Origin of the sequence: Nostoc sp. PA-18-2419, assembly GCF_005869855.1 — a bacterium.
In the GTDB taxonomy this organism is placed as follows: Bacteria; Cyanobacteriota; Cyanobacteriia; order Cyanobacteriales; family Nostocaceae; genus Nostoc.
In genome coordinates this window covers 118,713-134,475 of the sequence record NZ_SZNH01000008.1, presented here as the reverse complement: position 1 = coordinate 134,475, position 15,763 = coordinate 118,713, and the positions used below count along the sequence as shown (strand labels likewise).

At 40.0% G+C, this 15,763-nt stretch carries 16 protein-coding genes; 9 read left to right on the top strand and 7 right to left on the bottom strand.

What is annotated here, in order from left to right; genetic code table 11:
• Positions 1–126 precede the first annotated feature (126 nt).
• The 3 genes from FCR06_RS10740 (at position 127) to FCR06_RS33500 (ending at position 1,733) form a co-directional block, all read left to right on the top strand.
• Positions 127–684 carry a hypothetical protein gene (locus FCR06_RS10740; protein WP_138499390.1) on the top strand — a complete coding sequence of 186 codons (558 nt, stop codon included), beginning with the start codon at positions 127–129 and terminating at the stop codon, positions 682–684.
• Positions 685–840: 156 nt separating this feature from the next.
• Positions 841–963, top strand: coding sequence for a DUF559 domain-containing protein (locus tag FCR06_RS34585; RefSeq protein ID WP_223280101.1), 123 nt, complete (start codon positions 841–843; stop codon positions 961–963).
• Between the two features lie 527 nt (positions 964–1,490).
• Positions 1,491–1,733: a hypothetical protein gene (locus FCR06_RS33500; protein WP_223280100.1), complete on the top strand. Its 243-nt coding sequence runs from the start codon at positions 1,491–1,493 to the stop codon at positions 1,731–1,733.
• A gap of 280 nt (positions 1,734–2,013) precedes the next feature.
• Here FCR06_RS33500 and FCR06_RS10725 read toward each other — a convergent pair whose 3' ends face one another.
• The gene (locus FCR06_RS10725) at positions 2,014–2,862 is read right to left on the bottom strand and encodes a M28 family peptidase (RefSeq protein WP_138499388.1); all 849 of its coding nucleotides are present in this window, start codon (positions 2,860–2,862) and stop codon (positions 2,014–2,016) included.
• A 318-nt stretch (positions 2,863–3,180) separates the two neighbouring features.
• Here FCR06_RS10725 and dnaK point away from each other — a divergent pair, with 318 nt between their 5' ends.
• The 6 genes from dnaK to FCR06_RS10695 all read left to right on the top strand — a co-directional run bounded on the left by dnaK (position 3,181) and on the right by FCR06_RS10695 (position 10,922).
• Entirely contained in the window at positions 3,181–5,265 is a 2,085-nt protein-coding gene (gene dnaK, locus FCR06_RS10720; RefSeq protein ID WP_138499386.1) for a molecular chaperone DnaK, read from the top strand.
• Between the two features lie 140 nt (positions 5,266–5,405).
• The gene (locus FCR06_RS10715; RefSeq protein WP_138499384.1) at positions 5,406–6,398 is read left to right on the top strand and encodes a DnaJ C-terminal domain-containing protein; all 993 of its coding nucleotides are present in this window, start codon (positions 5,406–5,408) and stop codon (positions 6,396–6,398) included.
• Positions 6,399–6,800: 402 nt separating this feature from the next.
• Positions 6,801–7,319: a J domain-containing protein gene (locus tag FCR06_RS10710; RefSeq protein WP_138499615.1), complete on the top strand. Its 519-nt coding sequence runs from the start codon at positions 6,801–6,803 to the stop codon at positions 7,317–7,319.
• A 129-nt stretch (positions 7,320–7,448) separates the two neighbouring features.
• The gene (locus FCR06_RS10705; RefSeq protein ID WP_138499382.1) at positions 7,449–7,721 is read left to right on the top strand and encodes a DUF3143 domain-containing protein; all 273 of its coding nucleotides are present in this window, start codon (positions 7,449–7,451) and stop codon (positions 7,719–7,721) included.
• A 376-nt stretch (positions 7,722–8,097) separates the two neighbouring features.
• Complete coding sequence (locus FCR06_RS10700; RefSeq protein WP_138499380.1) at positions 8,098–8,580, top strand: ABA4-like family protein; 483 nt, start codon at positions 8,098–8,100, stop codon at positions 8,578–8,580.
• A gap of 452 nt (positions 8,581–9,032) precedes the next feature.
• The gene (locus FCR06_RS10695; RefSeq protein ID WP_138499613.1) at positions 9,033–10,922 is read left to right on the top strand and encodes a transketolase; all 1,890 of its coding nucleotides are present in this window, start codon (positions 9,033–9,035) and stop codon (positions 10,920–10,922) included.
• A gap of 143 nt (positions 10,923–11,065) precedes the next feature.
• On the opposite strand, the gene FCR06_RS10690 is transcribed toward FCR06_RS10695, so the two are convergent.
• The 6 genes from FCR06_RS10690 to FCR06_RS10665 all read right to left on the bottom strand — a co-directional run bounded on the left by FCR06_RS10690 (position 11,066) and on the right by FCR06_RS10665 (position 15,750).
• Positions 11,066–11,536 carry a hypothetical protein gene (locus tag FCR06_RS10690; RefSeq protein WP_223280099.1) on the bottom strand — a complete coding sequence of 157 codons (471 nt, stop codon included), beginning with the start codon at positions 11,534–11,536 and terminating at the stop codon, positions 11,066–11,068.
• A 211-nt stretch (positions 11,537–11,747) separates the two neighbouring features.
• Positions 11,748–12,002: a hypothetical protein gene (locus tag FCR06_RS10685; protein ID WP_138499378.1), complete on the bottom strand. Its 255-nt coding sequence runs from the start codon at positions 12,000–12,002 to the stop codon at positions 11,748–11,750.
• A 63-nt stretch (positions 12,003–12,065) separates the two neighbouring features.
• Positions 12,066–12,305 carry a hypothetical protein gene (locus FCR06_RS10680; RefSeq protein WP_138499376.1) on the bottom strand — a complete coding sequence of 80 codons (240 nt, stop codon included), beginning with the start codon at positions 12,303–12,305 and terminating at the stop codon, positions 12,066–12,068.
• A 242-nt stretch (positions 12,306–12,547) separates the two neighbouring features.
• Positions 12,548–13,123 carry a hypothetical protein gene (locus tag FCR06_RS10675; protein ID WP_138499374.1) on the bottom strand — a complete coding sequence of 192 codons (576 nt, stop codon included), beginning with the start codon at positions 13,121–13,123 and terminating at the stop codon, positions 12,548–12,550.
• A 327-nt stretch (positions 13,124–13,450) separates the two neighbouring features.
• Complete coding sequence (locus tag FCR06_RS10670; protein ID WP_138499372.1) at positions 13,451–15,049, bottom strand: TrbI/VirB10 family protein; 1,599 nt, start codon at positions 15,047–15,049, stop codon at positions 13,451–13,453.
• Positions 15,046–15,750, bottom strand: coding sequence for a hypothetical protein (locus FCR06_RS10665; RefSeq protein WP_138499371.1), 705 nt, complete (start codon positions 15,748–15,750; stop codon positions 15,046–15,048). Before FCR06_RS10665 ends, FCR06_RS10670 begins: the two co-directional genes overlap by 4 nt.
• Between the last annotated feature and the right edge of the window lie 13 nt (positions 15,751–15,763).

Here is a 15,763-nt window from a genome sequence, read left to right as displayed (position 1 = left end):
GATTCCTCTCAATAATTATTGATATTTTCCCATTTTCAAGATACTTCATATCTATTTTCTAAGAGGAGACAGAAAGCATGTGATAATACTGACACACACACTAAAGTCATTATTGAATATCTAATTATGTTAAGAGTAATTTTGTTGGCTTTGGCGCAGCCCGCCGTAGGTATCACTACTTTTATTATTCCCTTGACTAGTTATTACCATAGTCAAGTAATTGCTACCACCGCTAATTATCAAATTTCTCAGAATCAATCAACAGCAATAACTATCGAACGTTTAGGAATAAGCGGCGTAAAACTTTCTTTGTCCGAAGCACAAGTCAGAAAAATTTTAGGTAAACCTGTAAAAGTAGAAAATAACTTTGTACCTGCTATTGGGAAAGTTCGTACTCTCAAATATTCAGGGATCACAGTTGATTTAGCTGAAGATGCTCAACCAGGTAAATTTACTGTTTACCAAATCAAAACAACTAGTTCTAAATATTCCACCATAGATAAAGTAAAAGTAGGCGATACACAATCAACAGTAATTAAAACCTATGGAAAAACAGAAATAACTCAAGATGGAAAATTTAGTAAATTAAATTACATAGTTGAAGAACCCAGTCCTGGAGGTTTAAATTTTACTGTTGAAAAAGGTAAAATAACAGAAATATTCTGCTTTTATCTACTTAATTAATCAACAAGTTGAAAGCTGTAAATTTCGCAGGCAATACAGTATTGACAAATTTGTACTGAATTTTTATTCTTCGTAATTGAGATTTGTTATAGAAATTGATGGTGATAGTCACTATCAAGATGGAGTTACAGAATATGACCGCAAAAGGCAAGCATTTTGGAATCAAAAGGTACGAGGGTTTTGAGATTTACAAATCAAGAAGCTTATCAAGATATTGATGGTGTGGTGGAGAAGATTAGGGAAGTTATTTGTAGGTTGAGGGAAGTTACCCCACCCTAACTCTCCCCTTATAAAGGAGAGGGAATTAGATATTCTAGTTTTACCTTTACAATGTTATTTCKGCGAGAGCAATTGTTATTTCAGCGAGTGCATTTGCTATTTCGGCGTTCGCATTTATAGATTTGGCGATCGCAATTATTATTTCGGTGATTACTGTTGCTGATTGCACTAATTCTCAAACACAAAATTGAGATGAAAATAAGTAAAAACAGACAACCTCGTAATTATTCCGTTTCATTTTTAAGGAAATAAATACACAAAACTACCCATCTCAGGTAAAAGTATCGTCCACTATGTTGAAGAAGGAGTTATAAAAAAAGGATATTTCATCTCTTTAAGAACTCGTGGTTTTGCTGCTATTGACAAAGCCCAACGTCGTCTCGCTTTGCTTAAATCCATTGATGAAAATCTCAATTTAGGACATGGGTTAAGCGTTGAAGCTTACAACCACCTGATCAACACTAGCCGGGCGATGCTAGAAGCTCATAATAGCCTTGTGTCCAATTATTGAAGAATCGCGTAAAACAATGACCGAGATGGATAAAGCCCTCTCCGAAATATCTGAACGAATGCTAAGTGGAGTTGCAACTGTCTACGGCAGAAACAGTATAGAGTATTCCAAGGCTGGCGGCTCTAATCGAAAACGAAGTAAACTATCTAGTTCAAAAGTTATTCCAGTTACAGCGGTTCTTGCTACTCAACCTGCTCAAGCTGCAATTGCAAATTCGTCAACTAACGGTAACGGCACAACTCCTTTGCTGCAATCATAATCCACCTCCAGCATGAATATAGTACAGTGTCAAAATAATTTGTAATTGATAATGACGCTCGTTCCGACGCTCCTCCGTCGCTAACGCTTCGCTATTGCTACCGCTTCGAAGACAGTAATTCGTAGTTACAATCAGTGGGGCTTGAACCCTCTTTAATTACGAATTACGAATTACGAATTAGTAATTATTTGGTCAAGCCTAAAGTGTATTTCAGGTAAATAAAGTACATGAGTAGGGGCACAATGATGGTTGTGTCCTACTGTATTTTGCTCTCCAACCTTTATAATCGCCTAATCGCCATCTCTAAACCTTCACAAACACCGCTGAGAAAATCTAAATCCAAACTAGCAACTGTGTCACTAGGTTTGTGATAATGTGGATTGCGTAAAAATGCCGTATCTGTAACCATCATTGCTGGATAACCTAAATCCCAAAAAGGTGCATGATCGCTAAGTCTAGTTTGCGGAACTATTAAACCTCGATTTGGTACGGGCAGCCATTGACTAGAAACACCAACTCGGCGAATACTACGACTCATGCCAATTAAGTCAGCAATTGTCCGCAAATTCCCAATTAAAGCTATAAAATCACCGCTATTAGGATAGAAGCGTTCCAGAAAAGGCGGGTAACTTTGAGAGCCGGGTGTAGAATCTTTGTAACCCAGCATTTCTAGTGAAATCATTAAACGTAGCTCTTGCTTTCGTTCGCGCAATAAAGCTGCATAGTCAGCACTACCTAATAAGCCATATTCTTCCATATCGAAAGCAACTAGCCTTAAAGGATATCTTGCGGGTTCGGCAGCAAACTTTCTCGCTAATTCCAGCAACACTGCCACACCTGTAGCGTTATCATCGGCGGCTGGCGTTCCAGGAACAGCATCATAGTGGGCAGCAATTAAAATCGGTGGCAAATCTTTTTTTTGCTGTCCAACTTGGGAAGGTAAATTTAAGATGAAATTTTTACAAGCTTTACCCCTAACTTGGAAGGTGTGGATTTCCACACTTCCCCATTGGGAAAATTCCTGACGGATATATTCTTGGAGAAAAAAATGCCCAGCTGTTGCTATGTAAGGATCGCGTTCTCGTGCTATCTGATTGAGGGAAGTTTGTAATCGCTCTGTTAAATTCAAATCTTTAAAATAGTGGCAATATTAAAGTTTTCCGGCACTCAAAAAAGCAGAGCAAGTATGATTAAGGTGCATTTACCAACTTGCAGATAGACTCAACAGAAGTAGCTAGATAACAACAATTGGGGCTGCTTGGACAGACCAAGCATCGTCAATGCTATCCTAGTCTTGCAACTAATCTCCTCTAGCTGAACTTTTTAACTTATTACCTTAATGACGACTATTATACCATTGAGGTGTTTTCACCCTGTAGCACAAAGCTAGAGGTAGTTCCACCCAATCATAATAAATATATAAGACACTTTAGGAGAAGAGTAACGCATGGGCAAGGTAGTCGGCATCGACTTGGGTACAACCAACTCAGTAGTCGCCGTGATGGAGGGTGGCAAGCCGGTGGTGATTGCCAATGCAGAAGGTTTTCGGACAACCCCCTCCGTAGTTGGCTTTAGCAAAGAAGGCGAACGGGTGGTTGGGCAAATGGCACGGCGACAAACCGTCCTCAACCCTCAAAATACGTTTTTTGCAGTCAAGCGCTTTATTGGGCGCAAGTATGGCGAACTCAATCCTGAATCAAAGCGTGTACCCTATACAATTCGCAAAGACGAAATAGGTAATATTAAAGTCGCCTGTCCCCGTCTGAATAAAGATTTCGCCCCAGAAGAAATTTCAGCAATGGTACTCAAAAAATTGGCAGACGATGCTAGTCGCTATTTGGGTGAACCAGTGACAGGGGCAGTGATTACAGTACCCGCTTATTTTAACGATTCCCAGCGGCAAGCAACCCGCGATGCTGGCAGAATTGCTGGTTTAGAAGTGTTACGAATTTTGAATGAACCAACTGCTGCATCTTTGGCTTACGGATTGGATCGGGGTGATACAGAAACTATTTTAGTATTTGACTTGGGTGGTGGTACCTTTGATGTGTCGATTTTGGAAGTCGGCGATGGCATATTTGAAGTCAAAGCTACCAGTGGAGACACACAACTTGGTGGCAACGATTTTGACAAAAAAATAGTAGATTGGTTAGCCGATCAATTTTTAGAAACAGAAGAAGTAGACTTAAGACGCGATCGCCAAGCTTTGCAACGTCTGATGGAAGCTGCGGAAAAAGCCAAAATTGAACTTTCTGCTGTCAGCGTCACCGATATTAATTTACCTTTCATCACCGCCACAGAAGATGGCCCCAAACATCTAGAAACTCGTCTAACTCGTTCCCAGTTTGAAGGTTTGTGTGGTGATTTGATTGGGCGATTGCGGACACCAGTCAAACGCGCCCTCAAAGACGCCGGACTCTCACCTAGAGATATTGAAGAAGTTGTCTTAGTTGGCGGTTCTACAAGAATGCCAATGGTGAAGCAGCTAGTACGCGACCTAATTGGCATTGAACCTAACGAAAACGTCAACCCCGATGAAGTAGTGGGAGTGGGTGCTGCGATTCAAGCAGGTATTCTTGCAGGCGAACTCAAAGATGTGCTGCTATTGGATGTCACACCGCTATCTATAGGATTGGAAACTATCGGCGGCGTGATGAAAAAACTCATTCCCCGCAATACTACCATCCCAGTACGCCGCTCTGATATATTTTCGACATCGGAAAATAATCAAAATACTGTGGAAATTCACGTAGTCCAAGGCGAACGAGATATGGCGGCAAACAATAAGTCTTTAGGACGGTTTAAGCTGTATGGTATTCCACCAGCGCCACGGGGTATTCCGCAAGTACAAGTATCCTTTGATATCGATGCTAATGGAATTTTACAAGTAACAGCCTTAGATAGAACTACAGGTAGAGAACAGAGTATCACCATTCAAGGCGCTTCTACCCTGACCGAATCGGAAGTAAACCGGATGATTCAGGATGCTGAAAAATACGCCGATATTGACCGGGAACGTAAAGAACGAGTAGAAAAGCGAACTCGTTCGGAAGCATTGATTTTTCAAGCAGAACGACAACTCAGAGAAGTAGCCTTGGAATTTGGGATGCAATTTGCCCGCAACCGCCGTCAAAGAATTGATAATATTTGCCAAGAATTACGAGAAAGTCTCAAAGAAAACGACGATCGCGGTATTGACCAAGCCTACGCTGACCTCCAAGATGCTTTATATGAACTAAATCGAGAAGTCCGTCAGTATTATGCTGAAGACGAAGACGATGATTTGTTTGGTACTATCCGTGACATTTTTACTGGCGGCGATAAAGAACGGGAACGCGATTTCCGAGATACATATCGCGAACGTGACTCCTATAGTAGAGACTATGGTACAGACCGAAACTATGGTAAAGACTATGGCAGAGACTATAGCCGAGATAATCGTTCTTCCTCTTCTGAAAACCGTTCTCCACGCAGATCTCGTCCAAGTTACCAAGATAACTGGGATGATGAAGAAGATAACGATTGGTTGTAGTTTCTAATAAAACTTAGAACTACAGACGCGATTAATCGCGTCTGTGCAAGAGTTAAAACTGAAAAATTAAATCTTTCAACTCTTCACTCGTCACTCTTAATTAACCCAAAATCTAAAATTTAAAATTTAAATAGCTGACTATGCAGAATTTGCAGAATTTCCGCGATTACTACGAAATTTTAGGAGTATCTAAAGACGCCTCTAATGAGGAAATTAAAAAGGTTTATCGGCGATTAGCAAGACAGTATCACCCCGATCTCAATCCTGGAAATAAAGCAGCCGAGGAAAAATTTAAGGATATCGGCGAGGCTTATGAAGTACTTTCAGACCCAGCCAAGCGATCGCAGTATGACCAGTTTAGCCGCTATTGGAAGCAACAAGGCTTTGCAGGCAAAAAGACGCCAAAAGCTAAAAGCTGGCAAACCGGCGCTAACGGTCGCAATGAGAATCAGGATGTAGATCCAAGTCAGTTCTCAGACTTTGAAAGCTTTATTAATCAAGTTATCGGTGTCAAAAATCAAAATGGGGCAACTACCTCGAATAATGGTGGTACTAGCGATCCGTTTCGTTCGCCGAGAACAAAAGTTGCCTACACAGTTAACACCCCACCCCGCACTGCTCGTAGAGACATAGAAGCCAGATTGACTCTACCATTAGAAAAAGCTTATCAAGGTGGTAACGAACGCATTCGCTTAGAAGATGGGCGATCATTAGAAATAAATATGCCTCCAGCTATGGTTACAGGTCAAACTATTCGTTTGCGAAACCAAGGTGTTGGTGGTGGCGACTTATACTTAAAAATTACCGTTGAACCTCATTCATTGTTTAAGCTAGATGGTTTTAATATCCTCTGTCAAGTACCTGTGACTCCTAGCGAAGCAGTTTTAGGAGGTCAGGTAGAAGCGCCCACCCTCGATGGCCCTGTAAAAATGACCATTCCTCCTGGAGTTAGGTCTGGTCAAAAATTTCGACTAGGCAACAAAGGCTATCCTAACGATGATGCCAAACGTGGCGATCAATTGGTGGAAATTCAGATAGTTACACCAAAAAATATTAGTCAAGAAGAACGGGAACTTTACGAAAAGTTGCGGCAAATTGAAACCTTTAAACCTCGTGCTGATTTATTGAAATAATATAAGTATAATTTAGTGTTTATACTTAATATTATTTATCATTTACAAAATTTAAATATCACAGAGCTATTCAACTTTTTCGAGTAGTAATGTTTCTTATAGATGATAGATTTTGATATTAATTCTTAATTTCAGTTAGCAGCTTTGATCGCAATTTTAAGTAATTCATGAATAACATCAATCCCGGTTTTTTAAAGAAAGCCGGATTCTCAAGCACTGGGATTTTCACGAATTAAGATAAGATTACTATACCTTCTGCCTCCTGCTCCCTACTTAGAAAGTACATAAATTAAGATGCAGTACTAAGATTCAAGCAGGTCTAGTATGGCATTACCCAGTTTAAAATAAGAGAAAAAACTTGATCGCAAAGTGACTCAAACAGCCGTGAATCAGAAAGGGACAATGGCACAAGGCGGTGAACCAACTTATTACTCCCTGCTAGGACTGCATCCCTGGGCATCGGTAATTGATATTCGTCGGGCTTATCGACAACTGAGCAAACTTTATCATCCTGATACTACAGACTTGCCTGCTGCTGTAGCTACTGCTAAATTTCAGCAACTCAACGAAGCCTACGCCACCTTGAGCCATCCAGAACGTCGGTTAAGCTACGATTTAAAAATTGGTTATTCCCGCTTTGGAGTAATTCAACCGCCCTCTGATTTGAATCATCCTGTTTCGCCTTCCTATGACTTCTCAAAATCAGCTTATCTTGATGCGAGCGATCGCCCTTTGTCATCTGGTGAAATCTTCGCTTTATTTATGCTGGTGTTAACATTTGTAGGCTGTGTATTACTTGCAGTTACCATTGGCCTTACTCGTGGTGATACTGCTTTCCAAACACATCTGCTGCAACCAACTCCATCTGTACAGCAGTCAGAATTCCCAATTCAGAATTCAGAGTTGATAATTGAGAAGTAAAACAGGCTCAATTGCTGACACAAAATTTAGTTTATCTACTTGATGCTTGTTAAAATCTCCTGTAATTACCTCAATGGTAATTAAATATTAAAAATTAAAAAATTTCCTAATCCAAAATCTAAAATTATTATGTCTTTTCTTCCCTCTGATACCCCCTTATACAATCATCCCCTGCCACAAATTGAGCAGTGGCTAAAAGACCAAGGTTGTCAACAAGACGAAACACAAAGGCATTGTTGGCGCGTGCAACGACCGAGTTGGCAAGCTGAACTTTGGCTTGATGTTGAGCAGATCGTAGTGCGATATATTCAATCTGGAGAAAAAGGGCAAGATATCCAACGCTCGTTCAAATATTCTCTGAGTCGGCAAGATATAGAACAAGCAGTGTTTGCTGGTCCTTAACAAAACCGATACGGGCTTTCAGGTAAGGCATAATACTGTTTAAAACCAACTTGCTTGTGCAGATTTAGTGGTGTTAAATAAAACTGAGTTGCAAACTCTCTTACTCACTTTCCACTGTAAGATTATCCATGTAATTTTTTCTGTTCTACTTCCTTGCTGCCTAAACGATAATTTTCGGGTGCAAAAGGAGTAGTTTTCATTGGTCGTGATTTGATTTCTGAAAATTTCAAATCCTAAGTAGCTTTATAAATTAGGCATTAAGCATCGGAAGAGGTAGGAAGGCAGAGGAAAAAGACTTTGTATAACTTCGCCTTTGCTCCTCTGCTCTTTATTTACCCCTGCCCCCAATTTTCTTACTCTCAAATTTACAAAAACTATGACGATTTCTCAAATATTTAATATTGCCAATCTTTTCGTCTTACCTTTTTGGGCTTTAATGATTTTATTGCCAAATTGGAAGGTAACACAGCGAATAATAGCTTCATATCTACCTTTTGTGGCCTTAGCTGGAGTATATTTGTATTTGTTTATCAGCAGCGTTACCCCAGAAAATGCCCAAGATTTCTCGAATCTCCAATTAGCTGATGTTGCCCGGCTTTTTGCAGATGAGAAAGTTGCAGCAACGGGTTGGATTCATTTTTTGACAATGGATTTATTTGTTGGTCGCTGGATATATTTAGAAGGACAAAAAACAGGTATTTGGACAATTCATTCTTTAGCCTTATGTTTCTTTGCTGGCCCTTTAGGATTACTATCTCATCTCTTTACTAACTGGATATCTCTGAAATTTTTACCCAAGTTGCAGCAGAATGAAGCTGTGGCACCAGCAGAACAAAAAACATCATCAACTAACATATAAAAATTGGGTAGTACCGTTGTGCTACCTACCGTAAAATTGCAAATATATAAAATATTTAATAAATAATAAATTCTAATTTTTTCTAAATTAATCTATTCATCTTTTATTTTTTAAAAGATAAAATAATTATTCTAAAGTGATTTAAATTGTATACCTTAAGAAATAAACTTAGTTATTCCATTAGAAAGAAGTAATAGTAGTTTTTAGTTTCTAAAGTGAAGTCAGCAAGAGTTAAAAATGTCTGAACTTAGTTACATTTGTGTCTACTTATAGTTGAAGAAATAACATCCTTCAAAAAATGCTCTAGTTCCAAGTTGAGAATACTTGGATATTAAGGATTAATCATGAAATATAAAATTTTTAGCAGGTTTTAAAGCCTATTTTGCCTAGAGAACGAATGATTAGCTTCATGTTCGCTGCGATACCCTTAATTTTAATTTATGAATACCAATATGGACATCCAGGAGCAACTATACCATTGGGATGAACTAGCACAACAGTTGCGTGTAGATAGTATTCGCGCTACAACTGTTGCTGGTTCGGGTCATCCTACCTCGTCCATGTCAGCAGCCGATTTAATGGCGGTTTTACTCTCTAAATATTTGCGCTACGATTTTGATAATCCAGATAATCCAAATAACGATCGCTTTATTCTCTCTAAAGGACATGCTGCACCGTTGCTGTATGCAATGTATAAAGCTGCGGGGGCAATTAACGACCAAGAGTTAATGTCACTGCGGCAATTGGGTAGCCGTTTACAAGGACATCCGACACCAGTTTTACCCTGGGTTGATGTGGCCACTGGCTCATTGGGACAAGGATTGCCAATTGGTGTAGGGGTGGCTTTAGCTGGTAAATATTTAGACCAACTACCATACTGTGTCTGGGTATTACTAGGTGATAGCGAAACATCTGAAGGGTCTGTTTGGGAAGCTTTTGATCGCGCTTCACATTACACCTTAGATAATCTAATCGCGATTATCGATGTCAATCGACTTGGCCAGCGGGGTGAGACTGAATTAGGCTGGAACACACAAGCTTATGCTGCGCGTGCTAGAGCTTTTGGCTGGCAAGCAATTGAAATTGATGGTCACGATTTAACAGAAATTGATCAAGCCTTTAGTACCGCTTTGAGTATCAATGATCGCCCTACGGTAATTATCGCTCGTACAAAGAAAGGCAAAGGTGTATCTTTTGTGGAAGATTTAGGTGGTTGGCATGGTAAAGTACTTAAACCCGATGCTGAAAAAGAGGCGATCGCCCAGTTAGGTGGTGAACGCCACATCATAATTCAAGTTAACAAACCCGAAGAACAAGATCAGCCAGCTGCAACAGGTGATCCTCAACCACTACAACTTCCAACCTATGACAAAGGTGCAAAGGTAGCAACACGTCGAGCGTATGGTGACGCTTTAGTATCATTGGGAGCCGCTCAACCGAATGTAGTTGTGCTTGATGCAGAAGTCAGTAATTCCACTTACACTGAAGATTTTACTGAAGCTTATCCTGAGCGCTACTTTGAGATGTACATTGCCGAACAACAATTGATTGCAGCAGCAGTGGGTTTACAGGTACGAAAATACAAACCGTTTGCTTCGAGTTTCGCTGCTTTCTTAAGTCGAGGTTATGATTTTGTACGGATGGCAGCTGTCTCTCGCGCCAATATTAAATTAATGGGTTCCCATGCTGGGGTATCCATTGGTGAAGATGGGCCTTCACAGATGGCGCTGGAGGACTTAGCAGCCTTCCGAGCAGTGTGGAGTAGTACTGTACTGTATCCCAGTGATGCTAATCAGACGGCTAAATTAGTAGGTCAAATGAGCGATCGCAATGGCATCGTTTACCTCCGCACCACCAGAGAAAGTACACCTGTAATTTATGGCTCTGATGAAGATTTTCCCATTGGCGGTAGTAAAGTAGTCCGTAGTTCCCAAAGAGATCGAGCCACTATAATTGCGGCTGGGATTACACTGCATGAAGCTCTTAAGGCTTATGAGCGTCTGAAAAACGAAGATATTACAGTGCGCGTTATCGATGCCTACTCCGTCAAACCTATTGATGTAGAGACAATTCGTCAAGCTGCACACGATACCAAAGGTAATTTAGTTGTTGTTGAAGACCATTGGCCTGAAGGCGGATTAGGTGCAGCTGTGTTGGATGTTTTTACAAGTACTAGTAGTAGTGCTACTTACAATGAATCCCAGCTGCGCTTAATTAAGTTGGCAGTCAATGATATGCCAAGTTCTGGCACTCCAGAAGAACTGCTCCATGCTGCCAAAATTGACGCTGATGCGATAGTTGAAGCGGTAAAATCCCAAGTTAGACAGCCAGTAGGGGTATAACCTGCAATTATCCTACCAAGGTGGCAAGACTAAAATAGTGCATTAGAAAACTTTTATGGGATGGGCTTCTAGCGCGTCTGGTACGGGCTTTGCGTTCCATCCTACAATAAAATTTATTGCAACAATTTAGCTTGCTCAAGTAATTACCCTCCTGACCTCCAAGACTTAATTTTAGTTAGTGCAGGTTCAGAAGGTGTAGACAAATTTAGTCGATATTGGTTTATTGGGACATAAGAACCATTACCCTCGCGGACAGTGACGAGAAAGGTTGTTTTATTACGTGGGTCTTTGTCGATTTTATCGATGTAACCAGACTGTATTTTTTCTATTTCTAAAGGTTTTGCTTGTTTAAATCCTGGTTTTGAAATACAAACAATAGCACTTCCATCTTGATACCTACCTGAATAAAACCAATAAGTTTCTCCTTTGGTTTGAAATTCAGATTTATAAAAAATAGTCACCCTGTCGAACTCATTTAATTGCTGATTTCGTTTGCAGTTATTGTCAATATATGTTTCTTGAGCAACAGTTGGAGTATTAGAAGATAAAGCCAGTATTAAACTAATTGCTAATCCAGTTGTCAGCGTTATTTTAGGTATAAAATTATAAATCATAAAGTGCGATCGCATTGATTATTCATAACCAAAAAATTGGTAGTTATGAATTAAGTATATTTTCTCCTATATATTGCAAATGTAAACAACACAAATATTGAAGATTTAATAGCTTTGGTAAATACTTGCAATATTTAAATACAAACATCTTATCAACCAGTGCCAGCAGATGCCCAAGTACTTGATGCGCTAACAATTGAGCAATTATCGATTATGAATTAACTTTTCCTTTAATTAAACGGTGAAACAACCGACAAGGCCAGAAAAAAGCTCCACAAATACTTACAGAAGCAATAGCAGCGGCAATTCGCCAATTCCAATTAGACGAATTGTCAGACTCCAAGGGCTGTTGTGTACTTTTGGCTAGTTCTGGCGCAGAATCAGAGAGTTGGCTGGCTGTACTCACCCCTTCAATCGCTGCTCCAATTAGATAAGCTACCAGGGCAATTATTAGCCAGTGGTTCATTCTGTTATACTATTTGAACTGTGAGCGTGTGCTTGGCAAGGAACAATTATTTTGTTTCTCGTCCTAATGATTGCCACCTTGCCCTAAAGATAATCGACCTTCGGCTGTATCACGAATTAAAGGCAATTTAGATTTTATATAAGTATTGAGGGTGCCATCTACTTGAGCGTCAAGCCCTTGCTTAGCTTTTAACTGCTGAAGGAGCAATTGTACTAAAGCCGCATCATCAAACTGGAGCAAGGTGTTGACTTGGGTAGACTCGATTACAGCCCACAGCTGTTGGATCATTTTGGCAGTGATCATGAGTCTGTAACCTCTTAAGCTTTTCTTTATATTTACACGTATTTGGAATTTGTGCTTGATTTTTTTCTGAATATTTGTAAAGATATGAGTTAAAAACCCTTAAGTCTGTCAATCGGCTGGGGTTAAGCTTTAAATTCTTTCTATATCTCATTTTAGCAAGTTTTTATGGAGACTGGAGAGATGAGCGAGTAGGGAGATGGGGAGAAGTAGCCAATGACTAATGCTCTATCGCAGTCCTATTTCTATTGTGAAACTCTTGCACAAGACGGTTGCTGACCAGAAGGAGGATCGGGAAAAACTGCTAGAGTGTGATAGTCTGGAGCATTTTCACCATATATCACTCTGAAAGTATATAATTTGTTTCCACCTTGGCCTTCAGTAATAACTGTTAAAAGTGTATTGCTAGTTTTAGGAAGCCCAGGAATACTTAGTTTAGGAATTCGTCTAAGTTGAATTACGTTTGCTGCTGAGTTCTTACAATCTCCAGTATTAGTATTGGCTTCTTGACCAAATTGCATACATACTGGACCGTCAAAATCTATAGTTACTTCCGATGGATCGTTTAACCAAACTTTTTTAATTACTTCTCCAGCAGGAATAAAACTTAAGTTTGTTCCTTGTTGATAGGAAATATCGATGGTAGGTATTAGTCCCCCTAAACCCTGTGCTTGGCAGGAAAATATGGAACGCAGAACGGCGTTATTAGCTACAGCACGGTCTACCAATAACAACATAGTAACCGAGAAAATTAAGGAAGCTATTGTTAGGAAATAAGAATTATCTGAGGTATTTCCTGGTAACTTAGTATTATTTTTCATGGTTGCAAATGGTGAAATTGGTAGATAGAACAGGGAGAAAAAAAAGCTTATCTCAAGCGTATTGTCAGATAAGATATAAAACTAATTACTAATTAATATTACTTAATCAAAAGCTCAGAGTTCCTGTTTATCTGAAGCCAGGATTTAGTCTCAACTGAAAGTCTAAGGGAACTTCAACAAGTAAACGATCCCGTTTGAACTTGCTGACTAATGAGAGCCAGTTGCTACCCTACGGGAACGCTTTGAGCAAACAACGGAGCGAACCTGACAACGCACTGGCTCCTGATGAGTGTTGACTGCGAACAGTGGGATATTTTTTATCAGTCCCTAAAATTGCGTTACTTGGTTGACATATATTTCAATATTTGTACCTGCTGGCAAAAACCAAATGTTAGTTTGTTGTGACATTTGGGCGATCGCCTGTTGATTACGTTGGGCAATTTGGGGTACTACAGAGTTCATACCACCTTCGACAACGCCAGCTGCAAGGTTGCGTCTGTTTTTAGTGACAGTAACTAGGCTTGTGGTAGTGTTGGTGTTGCCATTGTTATTGTCAGTATATGTATTAGTCAGTGGTTGGAGTTCAGTATCAGAACGATTTAATAACTCTGCTGCTTTACCAATACCTCCTAAAGCGAATAGTCCTAAATCCATTGATGCGATGGACGAACTTTGACCGGGAAATTTATTTGCGATTAAAGGTTTGCCTTGGACACCGCGAACAATAATTGCATTGTTGGGTAAGCTTTGTTCTGTAGGATTACCATTATTTGGCGAGATAACTTTGACTACGTTCATCTGCAAAAGACCTTGTTCGGAGAGGGAACGAATTTCAGCTAGGAATTCGGTGTTTGCAGGTAGAGCGATCGCACCATCTGTCGATTTTAGCGGTTGTTTCAATCGGATCACAAATACATTTTTGTCTCCCTCTCCTTCATCTCCACCACCCGATTTACTAGTTTGCCCAAATACTGCTGTTGCTAATACAGCTTTAGCACTAGTCCCGATGGCTACAGATTTTTCTCCCTGTTGTTGTGCTGGGCTGGCTACAGGAGTTTCCTGTTGTGCAGTTTGCTCAGGATTGGAGTTTGGTGTCTGTTGCGGTTGCTGTGGTTGGTTTGCAGGTTCGGAAGCAGCTGCGATGTTATTAGGTTGTTCGCTGGCATTTACTTGGCCATAGCTACCTAACTTTGCTAGCTTTGTCCACTGATCGAATGGGTTTGGTGGGGCGGCTGGAGTGGTGGTGACTACAGGTTGAGGGTTTGGCTTGACAACTGGTAGCTGGGATATTGGCGGCGAAGCTTGAGCAGGTACTCTGACGACACGTTCAACTGGCACTGACTGACGCACATAAACTGTTGGTGCTGGTGTTGGTATCACTTGTTGTCTGGTTCTGGAAGAAGGTGATGGTTCTACCTGTAAGGCTTGTCTGGGCATTGGTTTTGCCATTCTCAGCTGTTGTTGAGCAGCTATTACTGACTGTGCTTGTTCAGTCAAAGCTAATTTAGTTTTGAGAGTATCGATTTCCCCTTCTAACTGTTGAGAGGTTGATTGATTTGTTGGCTGCGATCGCACTTGTGGGGAAAGATTATTTTTTGGCTTTTGACTGCTGCTACTCATCAATTGCGACAAAAACACACCAGCTATCAATACTACTGCTAAGGTAGCAGCACCTACTAAGCCTAACTTGGCAAAGGGGTTAGATGAGAGGGGTTGCTCTGTCTTAACTTCTTCGGCTTCAGGCGACGGTTGCAAAATTCCAGAGTCTTCTGATGGTTGGGCTTCATGAGAAAATTCTTCTTCAAAGCCAACCAATCTTGCCATCCGTGATTCCCAATCTAAAGATTGTATTTCTTGGCGATCGTCGGTGTCTAGAGTTAATAGAGTTGGTGGAGGAGTTTCTGTCGGAATTGAATATTTAGTCATGGTAAAGCTTGGTTTGAATTTCCAGAACAATTTTTATCTTGGATTTCACAGACATTAGAAATTTCTAGTCTCGCTTCACCAAGGCGGTAAACTGCAAAGTGTAAGGGAAGTGGTGCATTTGGTAGTGAAGTCGCTGGTTCATTTATTGCTTTAATTAAAATTTGTTTATTAAATGAAATAGATTTTCCCAATTTATCATAACTGGTAAAAGTTAATTGATTGGCAAACATTTCTACTTTCCACCTGCCATTACTTATTTTTATAGGTTGAGATATTTTTTGGATTACTAATACATTTTCACTTCCTCTATTAACGTTTTCAAATTGGCGATCGGGATTTAAGTTAATCAGTTGTGACTTAAGTTTTTCCTTGAAATCATTAGCTACTAGTTGGGAGCTAATTTCCCAKACTGTTGTTGGCGGCTGTTGCTGTGACCAGGTTAGCATTAAGCTCATACTTTCACCTACAAAGCGGCGAATAGTTTCTGGTTGTCGCTCTAAATTCTGTTCTGGGTCTCCTGTAATCACACGACCATCAACAAGTTGTACTAAACTTTGAGGTGCGAGTTGCCGACCTAATTGTTGTAACATAGACCCGTTAAATATTAATAACAGTAAGCTCAATACATTTAACCCAAATGTTGCTACTGCTAACAATGGTAAAGCATTACTTTTTTTATTTTCTGATTTAAATATTTGCATTAATAATTTATTT

What these genes read in the sequence shown, in the direction of transcription:
- FCR06_RS10740 (WP_138499390.1), top strand. Translation starts at nt 127, where the DNA reads ATGTTAAGAGTAATTTTGTTGGCTTTGGCGCAGCCCGCCGTAGGTATC.
- FCR06_RS33500 (WP_223280100.1), top strand. Translation starts at nt 1,491, where the DNA reads ATGACCGAGATGGATAAAGCCCTCTCCGAAATATCTGAACGAATGCTA.
- dnaK (WP_138499386.1), top strand. Translation starts at nt 3,181, where the DNA reads ATGGGCAAGGTAGTCGGCATCGACTTGGGTACAACCAACTCAGTAGTC.
- FCR06_RS10715 (WP_138499384.1), top strand. Translation starts at nt 5,406, where the DNA reads ATGCAGAATTTGCAGAATTTCCGCGATTACTACGAAATTTTAGGAGTA.
- FCR06_RS10710 (WP_138499615.1), top strand. Translation starts at nt 6,801, where the DNA reads ATGGCACAAGGCGGTGAACCAACTTATTACTCCCTGCTAGGACTGCAT.
- FCR06_RS10705 (WP_138499382.1), top strand. Translation starts at nt 7,449, where the DNA reads ATGTCTTTTCTTCCCTCTGATACCCCCTTATACAATCATCCCCTGCCA.
- FCR06_RS10700 (WP_138499380.1), top strand. Translation starts at nt 8,098, where the DNA reads ATGACGATTTCTCAAATATTTAATATTGCCAATCTTTTCGTCTTACCT.
- FCR06_RS10695 (WP_138499613.1), top strand. Translation starts at nt 9,033, where the DNA reads ATGGACATCCAGGAGCAACTATACCATTGGGATGAACTAGCACAACAG.
- FCR06_RS10690 (WP_223280099.1), bottom strand. Translation starts at nt 11,536, where the DNA reads ATGATTTATAATTTTATACCTAAAATAACGCTGACAACTGGATTAGCA.
- FCR06_RS10685 (WP_138499378.1), bottom strand. Translation starts at nt 12,002, where the DNA reads ATGAACCACTGGCTAATAATTGCCCTGGTAGCTTATCTAATTGGAGCA.
- FCR06_RS10680 (WP_138499376.1), bottom strand. Translation starts at nt 12,305, where the DNA reads ATGATCACTGCCAAAATGATCCAACAGCTGTGGGCTGTAATCGAGTCT.
- FCR06_RS10675 (WP_138499374.1), bottom strand. Translation starts at nt 13,123, where the DNA reads ATGAAAAATAATACTAAGTTACCAGGAAATACCTCAGATAATTCTTAT.
- FCR06_RS10670 (WP_138499372.1), bottom strand. Translation starts at nt 15,049, where the DNA reads ATGACTAAATATTCAATTCCGACAGAAACTCCTCCACCAACTCTATTA.